Raw genomic sequence first — 19,158 nt, 5'->3', positions numbered from 1 at the left:
TCTACGGCGTTAGTTGGCGGCGCTGGTGCGGATGGTGCCGTTGACACCGTTCGGGAAGAACCCGCCGCCGTTCGTCTGGGCCCGGTTGAGGTAGACGATGTTCAGCACCTGGCCAGCCGAGCGGCTGTAGGCGATGCCGTTGGTGTCGAGCGGCACGATGTTGGTCGCGGTCGCATTGCTCGACAGCGGGCTAAGGCCCTGGTCGAGATCGGTGCTGCCGTCGAGGCTGTCGCGTGCGTCCGAAATCTTGTCGGTCGCCTCGATCAACATCGCCGACGGGGTCGCGATACCCTTGGCGTACAGCGTCGTGCGCACGATCGCGGCATGATATGCCTCGACCGCGAGGATGCCGGCGGCGGCTTCGAGGAAGGTCTTGTTGGTCAAGAGCGGTGCCGCGCCCTTGTAGGCGGTGACGCCGACGTCCTCGAAGATATAAGCGCCGAGCAGGAACGTCTCGTCGCTGGCATAAGGGTCGAAGGTAGCACCGGCGGCGATCAGTCCGGCGGCGCGGGCGGCGTTGGAAAAGGCGCTGGTCGGGGTCGCGCTGATGTCGATCGCCGGCTGGGCGACGGCGGCGGTGCCGAGCGCGGTGCGCAGGAATTCGACATGGGCGCGCTCGTCCTGCGCGATCTCGCGCGCATATTGGCCGACGAGCGGATCGGAGAACGACACTTGCCGTCCGCCCGTCACCGCACCCTGCGTGCCGGTGCCGCTCAGGATTGAGGTCGGCAGACCGGTGCCGAACGCCGCATAATAATAGAATTGCGCTTCGAGGTATTCGAGGTTCAGGGCGAAATTGAGCACATCGGCATCACTTGGCGCGGTCTGCGCCTCGGCGATTCCCGACTGGCTGGCGAGGACCGCAGCCCCGCCGACAGCGGCGGCACCGCCCATCAGACGGAAGAAATCGCGTCGTTCTTCGCGTCGTTTTGCCCGGGCGTCGAACGCTTCGGCAACAAGCATCTGATCGGCCATCCGTATTCTCCCTGATTATCCTTTTGCGCTTCAACCATCAGATTCGATGGGCCGGCCCGTTCGGATCCACCGGGGTACGGTTCCGTACCGGGTGCATCCGCCGCGTTGATCGCGACGAAACTTACGGGCAATTGTTTTGCGTAAGGAAGTTTCGGGTGAAGATAGACAGTTCGGGCGATACCGCGTCTTATCTGCCAACAACAGACAACCGACTGGTCGGTGGACTGAACGCGACCGCGCGTCGTCGGTTGGCGATGGCGGCCAGCCGCATCAAACTGGAACCGGGCGACGTGGTGATGCGCGCCGGCGATCCCATCGACCGGCTGATCTTTCCAGAGAGCGCGCCGGTGATGCTGTCAGTGTCGACCGGCGGATCGTCGCAGGACATCGGCATCGTCGGGCGCGACGGGGTGATCGGCTGGACCCGCCTGCTGGGCGAGCATCCGGCGCCGTTCACTGCGACGATCCGCATCCAGGGCGGCACGGCGATCGTCGTTCCCGCCGCCGCGATGATCGACGCGGCGGCCGACGACAGCGCGGTGGTGACCGCGGTACTGGCCTTTGCCCAGCGGTTTTCGATGCAGACCGCGCGCACCCTCGCCTCGGCGCTGCGCGACGCGCCCGAGCGGCGGATCGCCCGGCTGCTGCTGATGATCGAGGACCGGATCGATGGCGACACCATGGCCGTCACCCATGCCGCGATCGCGACCACGCTGAACCTGCGCCGGGCGACCGTGACCGATTGCCTGCACGTCCTTGAGGGCGAGCATCTGGTGCGCTGTTCGCGCGGGCGGATCGTGCTGCGCGACCGCCCCGGTCTGGAGGGGCGCGCCGGGCTGGCCTATGTCGCGGCCGACGGGCTGGGCTAAGCGTTCGTCTGAAAACCGGTGCCGGCCCGCTCCCCCTCCCGGCCACCCAATCAGGATACACCGTGGGTGGCCGGGAGGGGGAGCGGGCCGGCACCGCCTCGAAACTCGCGCTTTCGCGAGTTTTTGAAGACAATCCGCGTTACAGCGCGATCATCGTCCCCGTCGCCACGATTGGCCCAGCGGGTGCGGCGTGCGGCATGCCGGCGGCCTGTTCCATGCTGATCGCCAGCGTCGCGGGTCCCACCGTCTCCCCGCGCAGCGCCGTCGGCAGCCGGATGGCGAGCATCCCGTCGTGACCGATCGGCCCCAGCGATTGCGGCGCACCCCCGGCCGGGATGATCCATAATTCGGGCAGCAGCGCCTGACGCGGCAGGTCGTGCATCCGCACGCGCACCTCGCCGCTGCGCCGTTCGATCCCGACCGCGAGCAGCGGCTTGCCCTGTGGATCGGACAGTTGCGCGACCGCCAGCAGCGGCACGACCGGCACCGCGACCGGCGGCGGCGCGACCGGGCGCAACAGCAGGACCGCGAGGGTGGCGGCGACCGCGCCCAGCGCCGCGCTGGTCCAGCGCCACTGGCGAACCCGCCGTTGCAACCGCATGACCGGATCGTCGAGTTGCGCCGCGATCCGCCGCCACACCGCGTCGGGCGGCGCGATGGGCGCGATTTCGGCGAACAGCGGCGACAGCCGTTCGTCCCAACGCGCCACGGCATCGGCAAACCCCGGATCGTTGGCGGCGCGCAGGCGTACCGCGTCGCCATCCGCACCGTCGATCAACCGCAGCGCGGCCTCGGCGGCGGTCAGGTCATCGTCCTCGCGGGCGGCGGCATCAGGCATCGTCGAGACATTCCCGCAGGCGGAGCAGGCTACGGCGGATCCAGCTCTTCATCGTCCCGATCGGCACCCGGTGCCGGTCGGCCAGTTCGCCATAGCTGTAGCCGTCGAAAAAAGCAGCCCGGATGCAAATCGCATGGCCGCCATCCAGCTTGGCGATACAGGCGAGCATCCGGTCCTGTTCCTGCCGCTGTTCGATGACCACGTCGGCCAGCGGCGATTCGTCGGGCACGATGTCGGGCAATTCGCCGTCGGCGACCGGTTGCCGCTGCGTCGAGCGCAGCCGGTCGATCGCGGTGTTGCGGGCAATGCTGCACAGCCAGGTGATCGGGCTGGCGCGGACCGAATCGAACCGGTCGGCGTGGTGCCAGACCTTCAGATACACGTCCTGCAACACCTCTTCGGCCAGCGCCGGGTCCTTCAGCACGCGCAGGCATACCGCGAACAGCTTGGCGGAGGTGCGGTCATAGACCAGCCGCATCGCCACCGAATCGCCGGTTCCCAACTGCCCGATCGCCATCGCCAGCCGGGCGCGCTCCATGTCCCTGACGCTCACGCTACCCGATCCGTCATCATTCCCCCTGCTGTCCGGTCATGCCGGCGTATCCGCCCCGTTTCGATTTCCACAAACGCTGGATGACGATCGTCCGCAAGCGGTCGCGATGCCGAAGATCGGTACGTTTCGGACCGAATGCACCCGTAGATCGGGCGCGCAGGTGGCGGATTTCGCTCATCCCGGTCGCCGGGCGGTACGCAGATCGATGCCAAGGCGCTGAACCTTGTAGTAGAAGGTCTTGCGCGGAATCCCCAGCCGGTCGATCGCCGCACCGATCTCGCCGCCGGTCGCGGCGATCGCCGACAGGATCGCATCGCGTTCGAACGCCGCCAGCCGATCGGGCAAGGGCAGCGTGTCCGACGGGTCGGCGGCATCGCCCGCCACGTCGTCCAGCCCGAGCACGAACCGGTCGGCGAAATGGGCGAGTTCGCGCACATTGCCCGGCCAGTCGTGCCGCGCCAGCAGGTCGCGGGCTTCATGGGTCAGCGGCGGTACGGCGCGCCGCAACCGCCCGGCCGAGGCATCGACCAGATGCGCGAACAGCAGCGGCACATCCTCACGCCGTTCGCGCAAGGGCGGCATGCGCAGCCGTACCGCGGCAAGGCGATAGAGCAGCGCCGGGGCGACCGCATCGGCCGCGCGCCGGGCTTCCTCGGCGGCGGTGGCGATGACCCGGACGTCGACCGGCACCGGATCGCGCGAGCCGCGAATGGCGCGTTCCTCGACCAACTGGGTCAGGCGCGCCTGGAGCGGCCGCGATGCCTGATCTATATCGTCGAGGAACAACGTGCCGCGATGCGCGCCGATCGCGCCGCGATCACCGACGCTGGCGAACAATTCGCTGTCGATCAGCGCATCGGGCAAGGCAGCACAGGCGACCGCGATGAAACGATGCCGCGCCCGCCTGCCCGCGCGGTGGATCAGCCGGGCGAGCAATTCCTTGCCGGTCCCGGTCTCGCCTTCGATCAGCAGGTCGATGTCGGCATTGGCGAGCGCCGGGATCATCTCGCGCAGCCGGGCGACGGCAGGCGAATTGCCGACCAGCGCGACCTGTTCTGCGCTGGCCGCCTGCGCGCGCAGTCGCCGGTTGTCGAGCGCCAGCGAGCGTGCCGCCATCGCCCGCGTGGCGGCGGCGATCAGCGCGTCGGGATCGAATGGCTTGGACAGGAAATCCCACGCGCCGCGCCGGATCGCATCGACCGCCATTGCCACATCGGCATGGCCGGTGACGAGCACGACCGGCAGCGTCGCATCGCGCTCGTTCAGGATATGGAACAGCTCGATCCCCGACATATGCGGCATGCGGACGTCGGTGACGACGATGCCGTCGAACTCGGCGTCGATCGCGAGCAGCGCGGGCGGCGCGGCGGGAAAGGTCGTGACATCGAACCCGGCGAGCGTCAGCAACTGCGCGGTCGAGATCCGCAGATCCTCGTCATCCTCGACCAGCGCGACCTTCCCCGCGCTCATGGCACGCGCCGCAACGTCAGCTCGAACGTCGCCCCCCGATCGGACGGCAGCAGACGAAGCGATCCGCCCAGATCGGTCATGATGTCCTGCGCGATGACGAGGCCGAGGCCAAGACCGCTCGGCCGGCTGGTGGCGAACGGCGTGAACAGCCGGTCGGCGATCGCCGGATCGATGCCGGGGCCGTTGTCGGCGATGGTGAGCGAGACGCATTGCTCCTCGCTGCGCAGCGTCAGGGTGATCGCCGGATCGTCGCGGCCGTCGAGCGCCTCGGTCGCGTTCTGCAACAGGTTGACCAACACCTGTTCGAGCCGGACGCGCCCGGCGATCACCAGCAGGTCGCCGGGCACGGCCACACCATGGAATGTCACCCGCGACAGCCGTTCCTTCAGGATCAGCAGCGCGCCGTCGACCACATCGGCGAGCACGACCGGGCCGATCGTCCCGCTACCCTTGCGCGCGAAACCGCGCAGTTCCGCCGTCACCGACCCGATGCGATTGGTCAACCGGGCGATGGTGCCGAGATTGCCGTCGACCGCCGCAAGGTCGCCGCGCGCGAGCAACTGGCGGGCGGCGGCGGCATAGTTGCGGATCGCGGCGACCGGCTGCGCGGTTTCGTGCGCGACGCTGGCGGTGATCTGGCCCAGCGCCGCCAGCCGGTTCGCCTGACGCAATCCCTCGCGCAGATCGGCGGCGCGGCTTTCGGCGGCGATCCGGTCCTCGATCTCGGCGCGCAACAGGCGGGTGCGGTCGGCGACCGCCGCCTCCAGCTCGCTGGTGCGCAGGCGGCGGCGGCGTGCCCGTTCGCGCAACGTCCAGCCGAGGCCGGCGAGCGCCAGCGTGACGAGCGCGGCGGCAAGCTCCGCGCCGCGCACCACGCCAGCGATCGTCCGCGGCGGCGCCATCGCCAGATGCACCTGCCAGCCGGCATCGTCGGGCCGGGTCGTCACCAGTTCATAGGCGGTGGTCGAGCGCGGCAGGCGCAGCGTGTCGCCCTGCCGCACGAACGGCGGTGGCCCCAGCGCCTGCGCGCCGGTATCGGCGCGGACGGCGGCAGCGACCGCCGGCGCGATCGGCCGCGTCGTCGTGAAACGCCATGCCGGGCGGCTGGCGATCAGCACCACCCCCGCCGCATCGGTAACGAAGGTGATGCCGCCCGCCGCGTGCCATTCACGCTCGATCCGGTCGAACTCCAGCTTGACGACGACCACCCCGCCCTCGCGCGTGCGCCGGCTGAGGTACAGGCCGGCGCGGTGGCTGACGGTGCCGAGTGCGAACTGGGTGGCGGCACCGTCGCGCAGCGCGTCGCGGTAATAACGGCGGAAGCTATAGTCCTTGCCGACGAAACTCTGCGGATCGTCCCAGTTGCTCGCCGCGACGGCGAAGCCGGTCGGGTCGGTCACATAGATCACCGAGGCGCCCGTCGTCCGCGCCAGCCCCGCCAGCTTAGTGTTCAGCGCGCGCTGCGCATCGGGCACGCCGCGCACCGCGCCGACCACGTCGCGGTCGTCGGCCAGCGCCAGCGGCATCAGGCGGAACCGCGCGATCTCGCTGGCGAGCAGCACCTGTCGCAGTCGCGCGTCGGCAGTCATCCCGGCGACCATGTCGCTGCGCGCGCGCCGTTCGACCACCCGCCCGACCAGCAGCGCCACCGCGACCCCGAGCAACAGCGCCGCGAGGGTCCAGCCGGTCCACGGACGCGATGGCTTCGTCATGGAGTCGGTATAGGTCGCACGCCGCACCTGTGCAACAATTTGCACATCGCACCGTCCGATGTGGCAGAAAACTGCATGCCGACACGCCACATCTTGAACCATAGCATTGGTATTGAATGATATTTTATTTGCGATTGCGTTTAGGACAAGCCGGGTTGCAGCAAACTATCGTGCCTCCATCGCGCCAAGCCCCGTCGCAGAACGGCAAAGCGCAGTTCAGAGGATGAAAGGCACCCGCATGATGATTGCCCCCACCGCCAGCCACCCGCCGGTCCCGCCCGTCGCGAAGCCATGGTATCGCCACCTGTATATCCAGGTGCTGGTCGCCATCGTCGCGGGCGTGTTGCTCGGGCACTTCTACCCGTCGACCGGCGAGGCGCTGAAACCGATCGGCGATGCCTTCATCAAGCTGGTGAAGATGATTATCGCGCCGGTCATCTTCCTGACGATCGTCACCGGCATTGCGGGCATGCGCGACCTCGCCAGCGTCGGCCGGGTGGCGGGCAAGGCATTCGCCTATTTCCTGACCTTCTCGACGCTGGCGCTGGTCGTCGGCATGATCGTCGGCAACGTGGTCCAGCCGGGTGCCGGGCTCAACATCGATCCGACGACGCTCGATACGTCGAAGGTCAGCGAATATGCCGCCAAGGCGCATGATTCGACGATCACCGGCTTCCTGACCGGGATCATCCCCGACACCTTCATCTCGGCGCTGACCGAGGGCAACATCCTCCAGACGCTGTTCGTCGCGATCCTGTTCGGCATCGGCCTCGCCATGATCGGCGACAAGGGCGAGCGCGTGCTCGACGCGCTCAACGACATCTCGATCGCCTTCTTCAAGGTCGTCGCGATCGTCATGAAGGCGGCACCGCTCGGCGCGTTCGGCGCAATGGCGTTCACCATCGGCAAATACGGCATCGGCACGCTGTTCAGCCTCGCCGCGCTGGTCGGCACCTTCTACCTCACCGCCTTCCTGTTCGTGACGGTGGTCCTCGGCCTCGTCGCCCGGGCCTGCGGCTTCTCGATCTTCAAGCTGATCTCGTATCTGAAGGCCGAACTGCTGCTGGTGCTCGGCACCTCGTCGTCGGAAAGCGCGCTGCCGTCGCTGATCGAGAAGATGGAACGCGCCGGCATTCCGAAGTCGATCGTCGGTCTGGTCGTTCCCACCGGCTATTCGTTCAACCTCGACGGCACCAACATCTATATGACGCTGGCGGCGCTGTTCATCGCCCAGGCATGCAACGTCGACCTGACGATCGGCCAGCAGATCCTGCTGCTCGCGGTCGCCATGCTGTCGTCGAAGGGTGCGGCGGGCGTCACCGGCGCGGGCTTCATCACGCTGGCCGCGACGCTCTCGATCGTGCCCACAGTGCCGGTGGCCGGCATGGCGCTGATCCTCGGCGTCGACCGCTTCATGAGCGAGTGCCGCAGCCTGACCAACTTCATCGGCAACGCGGTCGCCACCGTCGTCGTCGCCAAGTGGGAAGGCAAGCTCGACAAGCATCAGTTCGACGAGGCGCTGGCCGGGCGCAGCCTGCGCGTCGACCAGATGCCCGAAGGTGCCGTTCCGGCCGAGTAACCATCCTTTAAGCGATCGGCCGGAGGGAAGACCCCGGCCGGTGGCATGTTCCGCCCCGCGAGGCACCGGAGAGGTATCGATGACCATGTTCCTGCGGCTCTGCCGCACCACCACCGCCCTGACGATCCCGGCCATCGCCCTCGTCGCCGCAACGTCCGCCGCTGCGCAGACCGCTCCGCAAGCCTCGCCCGTCCGCACCCAGGTCGCCGTCGTGGCGCAGACCGGTTCGGACAACCGCAACTCGCCGTCCGCAATGCGCGGTCCGGTGGCCGACAAGGGGACGGCCCGCCCGGTGGCGCAGGAATATCCCGCCACCGGCGTCGGCGACGGCGTGACCGCCGGCGGCTACAACCAGTCGCGCTGGGCCGAGGACTGGAGCAAGTATCGCGATCCCAAGAAGCGCGACGACATCCTCGATCGGCTGAAATACATCCCGATCGTCGGCGACGACGTCTATCTGACGCTGTCTGGCGAGTTCCGCGCCCGCGTCAACCTGACCACCAATCCCAATCTGCGCGACCGCGAAGCGCAGCGGCAGGACATCTTCCGCGTCGTCGGCGGTGCCGACCTGCATATCGGCGAGCATGTCCGCCTGTACGGCGAGCTGGCGCATGCCGGCATGTCGGGCCGCAATCTGGGGGCGAAGGCCGGACAGTTGCACAACGACCTCGTCGTGCAGCAGAGCTTCGCCGACGTGACCGGGACGATCGGCGGCGTCGACGTCGGCGTGCGCTATGGCCGGCAGACCTTCGCCGATGGTCCCAACCTGATGGTCGTGCCGCGCGACAACAACACCATCTTCTTCGTCTACAACGGCGTGCGCGCCTGGGCGAAGGGCGACAGGGTTCGCGGCGACGTGTTCGATTTCAAGACGACCCGGCTGGGCGTCGGCGGCACGCGCGACGACATCGTCGACGACAATCGCCGTTTCTCGGGCGGCACCGCCGGCTTCGTCCTGCCCAAGACCTTGTTCGGCGGATCGAACCTGTTCTTCGATCCCTTCGTCTGGCGGCTGCGCAACAGCGCAGCGGTATGGGGCGGCCGCACCGCCGAGGAAGTGCGCAAATTCTACGGCCTGCACCTCTATGGCGATGCCGGTCCGGTCAACCTCGACTGGACGATCAACCATCAGGGCGGCGAGTTCAACGACCGGCCGATCTCGGCTTGGCTGATCCTGCTGCAACAGACGTACAAGATCGGCAAGGCCAAGACCGCGCCGCGCGTCGGCTTCCACTTCGATTATGCGAGCGGCGGCAATTCGTACAACGGCGGTACGCTCAAGACCTCGCTCGCGCCGTTCGGCAACAACATCTATTACAGCTACCAGCTCTATGCGACGCCGACCAACATGATCGCCTTCGCGCCGAGCGTGCAGGTCCAGCCGCACAGCAAATTGCGAGTCGCCGCCGAATATCAACTGTCGTGGCGCGACAGCCTGAACGATGCGGTCTACCGCGCCAACGGACAGGCGTTCGCCGGCACGCAACTGGGCAATGCGCGCAAGATCGCCGATACCATCCGCCTTCAGGCGATCTACACCGTCAGCCCGCGGGTCAGCCTGACCGCGCGCTACGAGCATCTGATCGCCGGCCCGGCGCTGACCGATGCCAATTACCGCAGTTCCGACTTCGTGGCCGGCTGGGTCAGCTTCCGTTTCTGATCGCGACTCTCCTGACGCCCCGGTGCCCGTCACCGGGGCCTTTCCTTGCCTGTTTGAAACGAGTCCGCTTATGTCCCCCGCCCCCCACGCCGCCGCCCGTGCGCTGCTCGCCGACCCGCTGACCAACAAGGGCACCGCCTTTACCGAGGAGGAGCGCGACGCGCTCGGGCTGCACGGCCTGTTGCCGCCGCATGTCGGCACGCTCGACAGCCAGATCGAGCGGCGGCGGCGGGCGCTGGCGCGGATGGGCGATGATTTCCAGCGCTATGCGTTCCTGCGCGAGTTGCAGGATTCGAACGAAATCCTGTTCCACGCGCTGGTCCAGCGCGATCTGCCCGCCATGCTGCCGCTGGTCTATACCCCGACCGTCGGCGAGGGGTGCGAGCGGTTCAGCGAAATCTGGCGGCGGCCCCGGGGTCTGTTCCTGTCATGGCCCAACCGTCACCGCATCGCCGACATGCTGGCCGATCCGGCGCTCGACCGGGTGAAGGTGATCGTGGTGAGCGACGGCGAGCGTATCCTCGGCCTTGGCGATCAGGGTGCCGGGGGCATGGGCATCCCGATCGGCAAGCTGGCGCTTTATACCGCCTGCGCCGGCATCCATCCCGCCGAGGTGCTGCCGATCCTGCTCGACGTCGGCACCGACAATGCCGCGCGGCGCGACGATCCGCTCTATGTCGGCTGGCGCAACCCGCGCATCCGGGGGGCGGAATATGACGCTTTCGTCGAGGATTTCGTGGGTGCGGTCGCCGCGCGCTTTCCCGGCGTGTTGCTGCAATGGGAGGATTTCGCCGGGCACAATGCGTACCGGCTGCTCGATCGCTATCGCGACCGGTTGCTAAGCTTCAACGACGATATTCAAGGGACGGCGGCGACAGCGGTCGGCACGCTGCTGGCGGCGATCGGGCGGACCGGGGTGCCCTTGGCCGACCAGCGGGTGGTGCTGTTCGGTGCGGGCGCGGCGGGCAGCGGCATCGCCGAAATGCTGGTGCGGGCGCTGGTCGGCGACGGGCTGGACGAGGACGCGGCGCGGGCGCGTATCTGGGCAGTCGATCGCGACGGGCTGATCCTGTCCGATATGGACGGCTTGAGCGGACCCCAAGCGGCGCTGGCGCGCGACCCGGCCGACTGCGCCGGCTGGACCCGCACTTCGCTGGGGGCCATCGATCTGTTCGATACCGTTGCCAACGTCCGTCCGACCGTGCTGATCGGCGCATCGGGCCAGCATGGCGCGTTCGGCGAAGGCGTGGTGCGGACCATGGCGCAGCATGTCGCGCAACCGGTGATCTTTCCGCTGTCCAACCCGGTATCGCGCGCCGAGGCGCATCCGTCCGACCTGTTGCGCTGGAGCGCGGGCCGTGCGCTGGTCGGCACCGGCAGCCCGTTCGGCATCGCCGGGGTCACGCAGGTCAACAACGTCTATATCTTTCCCGGCGTTGGCCTCGGCGCGTTGGCGGCGGGGGCGCGTTCGATCACCGATGGCATGTTCATGGCCGCCGCGCGGGCATTGGGCGGCATGGGCAGCGACGACACGCTGCTGCCGCCGATCGAACGGCTGCGCGACGTGGCGCTCGACATCGCCGAGGTCGTCGCGGCGCAGGCGGTCGCCGACGGGGTGGCGACGACACCCGACAGCGTCGATCGGGCCGCGATTGCGCGGCGGATGTGGTCGCCCGCCTATTGATGTCTCGTTGCGCGCGCCGGGAACCTTGCCCGGCGCGATGGCTTTGATGACGCACTGTCGTCATCGCCGGTTCACCTCCGACGGCACAGTATCGGCGTGAGAGGAACGAACATGAAGAAACTGTTGAACATTTTTGCTGGCATCGGGCTGATGCTGGCCGGGGCGACCGCCACCGTCTCCGCTACCCCCGGCGTGGCCGAGGCACAGCCGCATCACGCGCGCGATGGCCGTCACGACCGGCGCGACGATCGCCGGTGGGACCGCGATCGCCGCAACGACCGGCGCTGGGATCGTGACCGGCGCGGGGATCGCCGCTGGCGCAACGACCGTCGGGCGGGCAACGACCGCCGGTGGGGCAATTCGCGCTATCGCGGTGGCGAGCGGATCATCGACCCGCGCTCGCGCGAAGCGCGTGCGATGGGCGTCCAGTATCGTGGTCCCTGCCGCTATGTGATCCGCAACGGTCGCCGCGTCTGCGGCTGATCCCGACCGTTACGTAATGGACACCGGGGCGATCACGCGATCGCCCCGGTGTTTTCGCATCAGAAGCGCAGCCGCGCGCCCGCGATCACCGATTCCTGATGATCGTCGCGACCGGTCTGGGCACTGGCGACGCCATACAGTTCGAAGTTCGGCGTGTAGCGATAAGTGACGCCGCCCGATGCGGTGCCGACCATCGGCGCACGCCCCGCGCCCAGTGCCAGCAGCCCCAGTCCGCCATTGGCATAGCCGCCGAGCGCCTCGGTCCGCGTCCCCTGAACCTGATAGCGACCGCCGAGCGTCACGAACGGCCGGAACGCCGCATCGGACAGTTCGCTGCGACCGAAGCCAAGGCCCGCATCGACGAAGCCCGCGCGATGCTGGTCGCGCGCTACCGTCAGCGCGAACGGGCTGCCGCCGGTTTCGCCCACGCCTTCGCGGGTGGTGCGGACGAAGGTGCCGCCGACGCGCGGGGTCAGTGCCCAACTATCGCCGATCGGCGCGGCGTAGAACACCGACGCATCGGCGCTCCAGCTCGTCAGGTCATAGCGGCTGGTGGCCGCGCCGATCCGCCCCGGCACCAGCCGGTCGGTCCGTGCCCGCGCGTCGTTATAAACCAGCGATCCGGCGAAACCGAAGCCGCCCGCGCCCTGGTAGCGCGCGGTCGCACCGGCGACGAGGCCGTCGGCACGGGTCTGCGTCGCCAGCGTGTTGATGAACTGGCGCGTGTCGAGCCAGCCGGCGAACACCCCGATCGAAGCGTTGGCGTCACCATAGCCGATCCCGCCGAGATAGCCGTTGCCGCGCGTCTGCGCCTTGGCGGTGCCCTGCGTCGCGTCGGCGCCCAGCGTGTGCCACTGCCCGAGGACCTGCGCGAAGGTATAGGCACCCGCGTCGGTGCGGCCGGTGGCGAAGGCCGGGCCGCGCGTCGTCTGCGCCAGCGTCAGCGCATTGTCGACGCCGATCTGCGTCGCCGAGGCATATGCTTCGGGCGTGACGAGCGCGAAGCGGGTCGCATCCGCCCCGCCGTTGGCGTTGAGCAGCGCCGGTGCGGCAAGGCCCAGCGCGCTGCCGTCCGGCTGGAGCACCAGCGTGCGGTTGGCATAGTCGATGCTGCGCGCGACCTGTGGCGAGACGCTGCCGTCGGTGCGGAACTGGCCGAGCAGCGAAATGCGATCGGACCGCTGCGCGACATAGCCGAACAGGTCGGACGGCTTCTGGATGGTCGAGTAGCTGCCGGTGATCCCGCCGTTGGCGACGATCAGGTCGAACGACGTGCCCGGCCGGATGGTGCCGGTGGTGAGCAGTTGCAGCGTCGATCCCGCCTCGATCGAGACGGCCCCGTTGACGACCAGCCGGTCGCCGCCCGACTGGGCGAGTTCGAACTGCGAGATCGATCCCGACAGCAGCGCGACATTGCCATTGACGGTCATCGTGCCGATCGACGCACCGGGGCTGAGCAGCCCGGCGACGGTCAGATTGCCGTTCACCGTGCCCGCCGACCCGAAGGTCGCGCCCGCGCCGACGTTGATACGCGATGCGTTGATCGTCGATCCGGCCAGCCCGACCAGCCGCCCGGCGCTGAGCGAGGCGACGCCGAGCGAGGCGGTGCCCGAGATGGTGGCATAGCCGCCGGTCATCGCGAACGCCTCGACATTGCTGATCGAGCTGAAGGCGTTGGCCGAGGCGGCGTTGCCGCTGGTCACGGTGATGGCGTCATTGCCCGCCCCGCCGTCGACCGACCCGGCGAACAGGCCGTTGACGACCAGTCGCTGATCGCCGGCGCCGAAAGTGATCGGTGCCGTCACCCGTCCGTCGGACGCGATGGTCAGGTCGGTCGCGGCGTTGATCCGCTCATAGGCTTGCGTACCGGTCAGCGTCAGGATGCCGCTGCCGGCGCTTGCCAGCGTCTCGAACCCGGTCAGCGTGCCTTCGGCCAGCGTACGAGTGCCGTTCACTTCTATCGTGGCGAGATCGCTGCCCGCACCGCCCGCGACGGTGCCGAACAGCGCGCCTCCCGCCGCGAGGCGGAAGCTGTCGTTGCCCGCGCCCAGGTCGATGCTGCCATAGGCACGGCCGCCAGTGCCGATGGTGAGCGACTGATCGCCGTCACCGAACGCCACCGATGCCCCGCCTTCGCCGAAGCTGCCGGTCACGGTCAGCGCACCGCCGGCGAACGACACGGTTTCGAAGCCGATCGCCTGACCGCTCAGCGTCACCGCGCCGGTATTGGCGAAGCGCAACAGATCGTTGCCGGTGCCGCCGGCATAGAAGCCCGCCGCCGTCGCGCTGCCGATCGAGACGACATCGTCGCCGCCACCCAGCGCGATCACGCCGGCATCGCCGTCGATCACGACCCGCTCGGCGGCGTCGGTGCCGCCGATCAGCCCGACGCGATTGCCCTGCTGCGTCAGGTTGAGGCTGGTGCCGGCCAGCGCGATGCGATCGAGCGCCTCGGTCTGGGTGAGGCTGAGCGTGCCGTTACCCTCGACGAACAGCCGTTCGAACCCGCGGATGCTGCCAAGGCCATTGCGGTCGCCGGCGAGGATCACGTTGTACAGGTCGTCGCCATCGCCGCCGTCGACGGTGCCGGTGACGCGCGACCCCGGACGGTCGACGAACACGTCGTTGCCCGACCCCAGCAGCACCGATCCGGCGACCAGCCCGGCGTTCAGGAAATAATCGTTACCCCCGCCCAGCGAAACCGACCCGGCGATCGTGCCGTAGTTGTAGATCGTCTCCGCGCCATCGCCGCCGGTGATCGTCGTCGCCCCGGCGCTGGTGAGCGTCTGCCCCGCCGCGACGGTCAGCGAACCGCCGCTGACGTCGACGGTGTTGAAGCGGAAAATGCCCGAATAGGTGACGTTACCCGCCCCGATCTGACGGAAGCGTTCGAAGTTGACGAACTGGTCGCCGTTGACGCTGCCGCCGCCGCTTGCGTTGAGGACGAAGGTGTCGACGCCCTCGCCCGCATCGACCGTGCCGATCTGCGTCGCATAGCCGGCATGGACGAAGGTGTCGTCGCCCGCGCCGAGGAAGACATTGCCGTCGATCCGGCCGTAATTCTCGATGTAATCATTGCCGGCGCCGAGCGCGATCGAACCGATGATCGTGCCGGTGTTGCTGATCCGGTCGTCGCCACGGCTGCCCTGCACCGCACCCGCCAGATAGGGAGTCCCGAGCGTGAGGCCGAGCAGGTCGTCGTTGGCAAGCACGGTGCCCGCCCCGCCCCGGATCGTCGCGGCGTTGGTTAGGTCGAGATAGGAGCCGTACACGATGATCGCGGACGAGCGCGCGCCGGTCGCCTCGATCACGCCGTTGCCGAAGTTGGCGATGGTGGTGCGCACGCTCCATGGCGCGTCCACCGAGATTGCCGAACCCGGCAGGGTATAGATGCCGGCACCGTTGCCGGTATCGAAAACCTGTTCGATACCGCCGCCATTGGCGCGGATCACGCCCGAATTGGCGATCTCCACCGTCCGCGTCACGCCCGCGAATTCGGCCGGCGCGAAGCTGGCGGCCACAGCCTGCCCGACCGAGCCTTCCGCGATGATCGAACCGCCGTTGACGAGTTGCAGCTTGCCGCTGGTGACACTGTCCCGCGCGTTCATATACAGTGCGGCACCATAGTCACTCGCGCCGCGCCGCGCCGAGATCGTGCCGGTGTTGATGACGACGACACCGAACCCTTCGCCCGGTGCCCCGGTGAACTCGCCAGTGGTGCTTGCAATCAGGCCGCCGCCCTGGATCGTGCCGCTGTTGCGCGCGACGATCGACCAGTCGCTGTAGAGCGACACCGCATCGGCGGGGCCGAAGTTGCCAGTGCCGTTCCAGCCGAAATTGGACATGCCGTTGTTGCGGATCGTCCCGCTGTTGTCGAAGCCGATTGCCCCCTTCGCCGAAACCTGCACGGCCGGACCGCTCAGGCCCGCACGACCGATCGTCCCGGTGTTGGTGAACGCGCCGGTCTGGCCGTTGAAGAAGCCGATCGTCGCCTGGTTGGTGAAGCCGCCGATCTGCGGGAAGCGCACCAGATTGCCGAGATCGGCATAGCTGAAGGCGCTGCCGGTATAGATACCGTCGCGGAAGTCGACGGTGTTGAGGAACGCGCCGTTGCCGCTCAGCCACAATGCCGAGGTCGATGGCGTACCGGCAATCGTCAGGACCGTACCGACGTTGATCGCCTCGACCTCCTCGCGCTCGAAACTGGTGGCGGTGCGCTGTCCGAGCGTCACCGTGCCGCTGGTCGTCCGGCGATAGCGGTAGATGTCGCTGCCGTTACCCCCATCGATCCGGCCGGTAACGCCGGTTTGCCCGTCGGTTTCGACGAACAGGTCCGGTCCATTTCCGAACAGCAGATTACCGTTCAATGCCCCGCCGTTCGCGACATAGGCGGAATAGCCGGAGGAAAACTGGTCGCCGCGCAGATTGACGTCGCCGGTAATCGTCCCGGCATTGTCGATGATGATCCCGGTTCCCCGGATCGCGGTCGCGCCATTACCGGCGATCGTCGCCCCGGCCTGGTTGGTGAGGACCAGCGGATAATAGCCGTAGCCGCTTTGCACGATCGCGGATCCGGTCGAACTGGCGATACGCCCGCTGTTGAGGATGGTCGCGGGTGAATAGGAATAGTCGTACTGCACCGCCGTACCGGCAACGTCGATCGTTCCGGTATTGGTCAGGGTGACGGCGTTAACGATCCCGGTCGCCGCCAGCCCACCAGTCGTCTGGACGATCCGGCCAGTGTTGGTGACGTTGATACTGTTGCCGATGCCGATACCGCCGTTCAGGCTGATCGTGCCGGTATTGACGATCGATTCGCCGCCGGCGATGGCATAGGCGCGCTGGAACGACGGCCCGCGATCGACGACCGCGATGGTCCCGGCGTTGGTGAAGGTGCTGCCGCTGCCGGCGACGACCGCCGCATTGGCGCTGCTGTTCGTGCCGTAGTTGAGCGTCAGTACCCCACGGCTGGTCACGCGCAGGTTCTGCGTCGCCGCCGCTTCCTCGACTGCCAGCGTCGGCGTCGTCAGGATGAGGATCGGACCGGCGCTGGTAGTGACGTCGACCGAGGTATCGACGCTGCCGTTGCCCGCGAAGATCAGCGGACGGGTGCCGGTGGTGCTGGCGATCGTCAGTGCGGCATTGTCGTACAGGTCATAGCCGACGTTGCCGAACGTGCCGGGATTGACGCTAACGGTCGCGTCGCCGCGCACCCGGTATGTGATGGCCGCGCCCGGCGCATCGACAGTGCCGTTGATGCCGGCGAAGATGCCTGGCCCGCCGTTCGCCAGTTCGGTCACGATCCGGCCGTTGTTGCCGAGGACCAGATTGCCGTTGAGGACGCCGCCGCGCAGCGCGAAATAGGTGTTGTTGCTGGAGCTGTAGACGCTGCCATCCGACAGCACGACATCACCGGTGATCGTGCCGGCGTTGGCGATCGTGACGTTGTTGATCGACTGATAGAAATTCTGGCCGTTCGATGCCGGACCGATCGCCCGCGCACCGCCCGAGATCGTACCGCCCGCGCGGTTCACCAGTTGCGCGCCACCATTGATCGCGACCCCGGTGTTCGCCGACGTGATTGTGCCGGCGTTGCGCAGATCGCCACCAAGCACCACGCCCGCCTGCGCCCCCTCGATCCGGCCGGTGTTGACATTGGGTTCGTTCGAATAGTTCGAGCCGTTGAAAACGACGCCGACCCCGGCAGTCGAACGGATCGTGCCGCTGTTGGTCAGCCCGGCGGAGAACAGGTTTGCGCCGGTCCCGGTTGTCGTGATCGTGCCGGTGTTGACCAGACGGCTGTTGAAGCCGGACTGCACCGAAACACCCGATCCGGTCGACACAATACTGCCGCTGTTCTCGACCCGGCCACCGTTGTTCCATGCCAAGGCATAGGCATCGGGCGTCACGGCCGTCGAGCGGATCGTGCCGGCGTTGGTGAAATTCGACCCGCCATAGGACTGGCTGCCCAGATCGTTCGTCACGACCGTTTGCGCGGCAGCCAGATCGGTGTTGTTGACGACCGTGCCGTCGCCACCGATCCGCAGCGTGCCTGGCGAGGTGAAACCGGTCGCGAGCGTCACGGTGGTCGCGGGTGCCAGATACAGGCCGAGCGTTTCGAACCCGGTCGCGGACTGGAGCAGCGACGACGCGAGCGTCGCGCTGTCGGCGAAGCGGACCTGGAACTGATCGGTGCCCGCCCCGCCGTCGATCGCGCCGCTGATGCCGGTGCGCACCGCGCCGTTTTCATAGGCGACGACCAGCGTGTCGTTGCCTGCGCCGAAACGGACGTTGCCGGTGATCGTGCCGGTACGGTTGGTGATCGTGCTGCCATTGACAAAGTTCGAGCCGTTCGACGTGGCGGCCACCACGACGTCGCCGGTGATGGTGCCGCGATTTTCGAGCGACAGCAGGTCGGCGGCGCGGATCGCGGTCGAACCGGCGGTAGTGATCCGCCCGGTCGTCGCGTTGGACAGATACACCGACTTGGTATTCAGCGCGGCGCCGGTCCCGGCATTGGCGATAACGCCGCTGTTGGTCAGATTGAGCGAACCGAAATTATTGGACGACAGGTCGCTCTGGATCGTCGCGGCGGTGGTCGACGCGGTGATCGTGCCGCTATTGACGATCGAATTGCTGGAATAGGTCGTGGTGCTGCCGAGCGGAATCAGCGCGCCGCGCGTACCGCCGTCGATCGTGCCATTGTTGGTCAGGCTGCGCACCTGGCCCACGATCGCGCCGATCGTGCCGCCGGCCCGGTTGGTGATCGATTGGAAACCGCTGTTCGGCGCATTGGCAACCAGTCCGATGCCGGTGGTGCCGTTGATTGTACCGGCGTTGTCGATCGTCGCGAAAGTATCGCCGTAATAAGAGAAATTGTTCGTCGCCGCCGGTCCTGTCAGCAGAACGCCGACGTTGCCGGTGACGCTCGCCCCGGCGGCAACGTTCAGGTTCAGATACAGCGACTGATAATTGTTGAATCCGTTCGACGTCGGACGCAGCAGCCGGATACCGGCGCTGCCATTCCCGTCGACCGAACCGTTGACCGTGACCGATGCCGACGAATAATTCTCCGCCGGTGGCGTCAGATCGATCGCGGGCGCCCCTGCCCCGCGCACGACGGCACCGTTTTCGACGATGACGCGCGGATTGGGGACGGTGATCCGTATGCCGTTGTTGTCGGTCCCGCTGCAGGTGACATCGGTATTTGCGACGGCCGGGTCGGGCGCGCATTCGGCATAGGCGGGTGCCGCGACCATCATCGCGAACAACATCCCGCTCGAGGCCAGAGCCCGCGACTTGACCAAGCCACGACCGGACGCGCGATTCATCATA

General features: G+C 67.7%; 12 protein-coding genes. 5 read left to right on the top strand and 7 right to left on the bottom strand.

What is annotated here, in order from left to right; translation table 11 throughout:
• Positions 1-9: 9 nt before the first annotated feature.
• Positions 10-975, bottom strand: coding sequence for a ferritin-like domain-containing protein (locus ASG37_RS01195; protein WP_055755453.1), 966 nt, complete (start codon positions 973-975; stop codon positions 10-12).
• Between the two features lie 155 nt (positions 976-1,130).
• Between ASG37_RS01195 and ASG37_RS01190 the strand changes: the two genes are divergently transcribed.
• Complete coding sequence (locus tag ASG37_RS01190; protein ID WP_156348999.1) at positions 1,131-1,844, top strand: Crp/Fnr family transcriptional regulator; 714 nt, start codon at positions 1,131-1,133, stop codon at positions 1,842-1,844.
• 139 nt (positions 1,845-1,983) lie between these two features.
• Here ASG37_RS01190 and ASG37_RS01185 read toward each other — a convergent pair whose 3' ends face one another.
• The 5 genes from ASG37_RS01185 to ASG37_RS01170 are packed head-to-tail and all read right to left on the bottom strand — an operon-like array spanning position 1,984 to position 6,417.
• Positions 1,984-2,682, bottom strand: a complete 699-nt coding sequence (locus ASG37_RS01185; protein ID WP_055755451.1) for an anti-sigma factor domain-containing protein — start codon at positions 2,680-2,682, stop codon at positions 1,984-1,986.
• On the bottom strand, positions 2,675-3,235 hold the full coding sequence (locus ASG37_RS01180; protein WP_235525093.1) for a sigma-70 family RNA polymerase sigma factor: 561 nt from the start codon (positions 3,233-3,235) through the stop codon (positions 2,675-2,677). The genes ASG37_RS01185 and ASG37_RS01180 overlap by 8 nt, the downstream gene beginning before the upstream one ends.
• 16 nt (positions 3,236-3,251) lie before the next feature.
• Positions 3,252-3,413, bottom strand: a complete 162-nt coding sequence (locus ASG37_RS17510) for a hypothetical protein (RefSeq protein WP_156348998.1) — start codon at positions 3,411-3,413, stop codon at positions 3,252-3,254.
• The gene (locus ASG37_RS01175; protein ID WP_055755449.1) at positions 3,410-4,705 is read right to left on the bottom strand and encodes a sigma-54-dependent transcriptional regulator; all 1,296 of its coding nucleotides are present in this window, start codon (positions 4,703-4,705) and stop codon (positions 3,410-3,412) included. Before ASG37_RS01175 ends, ASG37_RS17510 begins: the two co-directional genes overlap by 4 nt.
• A complete protein-coding gene (locus ASG37_RS01170) occupies positions 4,702-6,417 on the bottom strand; it encodes a sensor histidine kinase (protein WP_055757164.1) in 1,716 nt (571 codons plus the stop codon). The genes ASG37_RS01175 and ASG37_RS01170 overlap by 4 nt, the downstream gene beginning before the upstream one ends.
• Positions 6,418-6,655: 238 nt before the next feature.
• Here ASG37_RS01170 and ASG37_RS01165 point away from each other — a divergent pair, with 238 nt between their 5' ends.
• The 4 genes from ASG37_RS01165 to ASG37_RS01150 all read left to right on the top strand — a co-directional run bounded on the left by ASG37_RS01165 (position 6,656) and on the right by ASG37_RS01150 (position 11,823).
• The gene (locus ASG37_RS01165; RefSeq protein ID WP_055755448.1) at positions 6,656-7,996 is read left to right on the top strand and encodes a dicarboxylate/amino acid:cation symporter; all 1,341 of its coding nucleotides are present in this window, start codon (positions 6,656-6,658) and stop codon (positions 7,994-7,996) included.
• A 79-nt stretch (positions 7,997-8,075) separates the two neighbouring features.
• The gene (locus ASG37_RS01160; RefSeq protein ID WP_055755447.1) at positions 8,076-9,656 is read left to right on the top strand and encodes an alginate export family protein; all 1,581 of its coding nucleotides are present in this window, start codon (positions 8,076-8,078) and stop codon (positions 9,654-9,656) included.
• A 70-nt stretch (positions 9,657-9,726) separates the two neighbouring features.
• On the top strand, positions 9,727-11,340 hold the full coding sequence (locus ASG37_RS01155; protein WP_055755446.1) for an NAD-dependent malic enzyme: 1,614 nt from the start codon (positions 9,727-9,729) through the stop codon (positions 11,338-11,340).
• 111 nt (positions 11,341-11,451) lie between these two features.
• Positions 11,452-11,823 carry a hypothetical protein gene (locus tag ASG37_RS01150; protein WP_055755445.1) on the top strand — a complete coding sequence of 124 codons (372 nt, stop codon included), beginning with the start codon at positions 11,452-11,454 and terminating at the stop codon, positions 11,821-11,823.
• A gap of 59 nt (positions 11,824-11,882) precedes the next feature.
• On the opposite strand, the gene ASG37_RS01145 is transcribed toward ASG37_RS01150, so the two are convergent.
• Complete coding sequence (locus ASG37_RS01145; protein WP_235525092.1) at positions 11,883-19,097, bottom strand: autotransporter outer membrane beta-barrel domain-containing protein; 7,215 nt, start codon at positions 19,095-19,097, stop codon at positions 11,883-11,885.
• Positions 19,098-19,158 lie beyond the last annotated feature (61 nt).

Source organism: Sphingomonas sp. Leaf407 (genome assembly GCF_001425385.1).
Taxonomy (GTDB): domain Bacteria; phylum Pseudomonadota; class Alphaproteobacteria; order Sphingomonadales; family Sphingomonadaceae; genus Sphingomonas.
This window is presented reverse-complemented; position numbering and strand designations above follow the sequence as displayed.

Excerpts from the sequence above, each read along its gene's own strand:
- ASG37_RS17510 (WP_156348998.1), bottom strand. The coding sequence starts at position 3,413 with ATGAGCGAAATCCGCCACCTGCGCGCCCGATCTACGGGTGCATTCGGT.
- ASG37_RS01185 (WP_055755451.1), bottom strand. The coding sequence starts at position 2,682 with ATGCCTGATGCCGCCGCCCGCGAGGACGATGACCTGACCGCCGCCGAG.
- ASG37_RS01165 (WP_055755448.1), top strand. The coding sequence starts at position 6,656 with ATGATGATTGCCCCCACCGCCAGCCACCCGCCGGTCCCGCCCGTCGCG.
- ASG37_RS01160 (WP_055755447.1), top strand. The coding sequence starts at position 8,076 with ATGACCATGTTCCTGCGGCTCTGCCGCACCACCACCGCCCTGACGATC.
- ASG37_RS01175 (WP_055755449.1), bottom strand. The coding sequence starts at position 4,705 with ATGAGCGCGGGGAAGGTCGCGCTGGTCGAGGATGACGAGGATCTGCGG.
- ASG37_RS01195 (WP_055755453.1), bottom strand. The coding sequence starts at position 975 with ATGGCCGATCAGATGCTTGTTGCCGAAGCGTTCGACGCCCGGGCAAAA.
- ASG37_RS01150 (WP_055755445.1), top strand. The coding sequence starts at position 11,452 with ATGAAGAAACTGTTGAACATTTTTGCTGGCATCGGGCTGATGCTGGCC.
- ASG37_RS01145 (WP_235525092.1), bottom strand. The coding sequence starts at position 19,097 with ATGTTGTTCGCGATGATGGTCGCGGCACCCGCCTATGCCGAATGCGCG.
- ASG37_RS01155 (WP_055755446.1), top strand. The coding sequence starts at position 9,727 with ATGTCCCCCGCCCCCCACGCCGCCGCCCGTGCGCTGCTCGCCGACCCG.
- ASG37_RS01170 (WP_055757164.1), bottom strand. The coding sequence starts at position 6,417 with ATGACGAAGCCATCGCGTCCGTGGACCGGCTGGACCCTCGCGGCGCTG.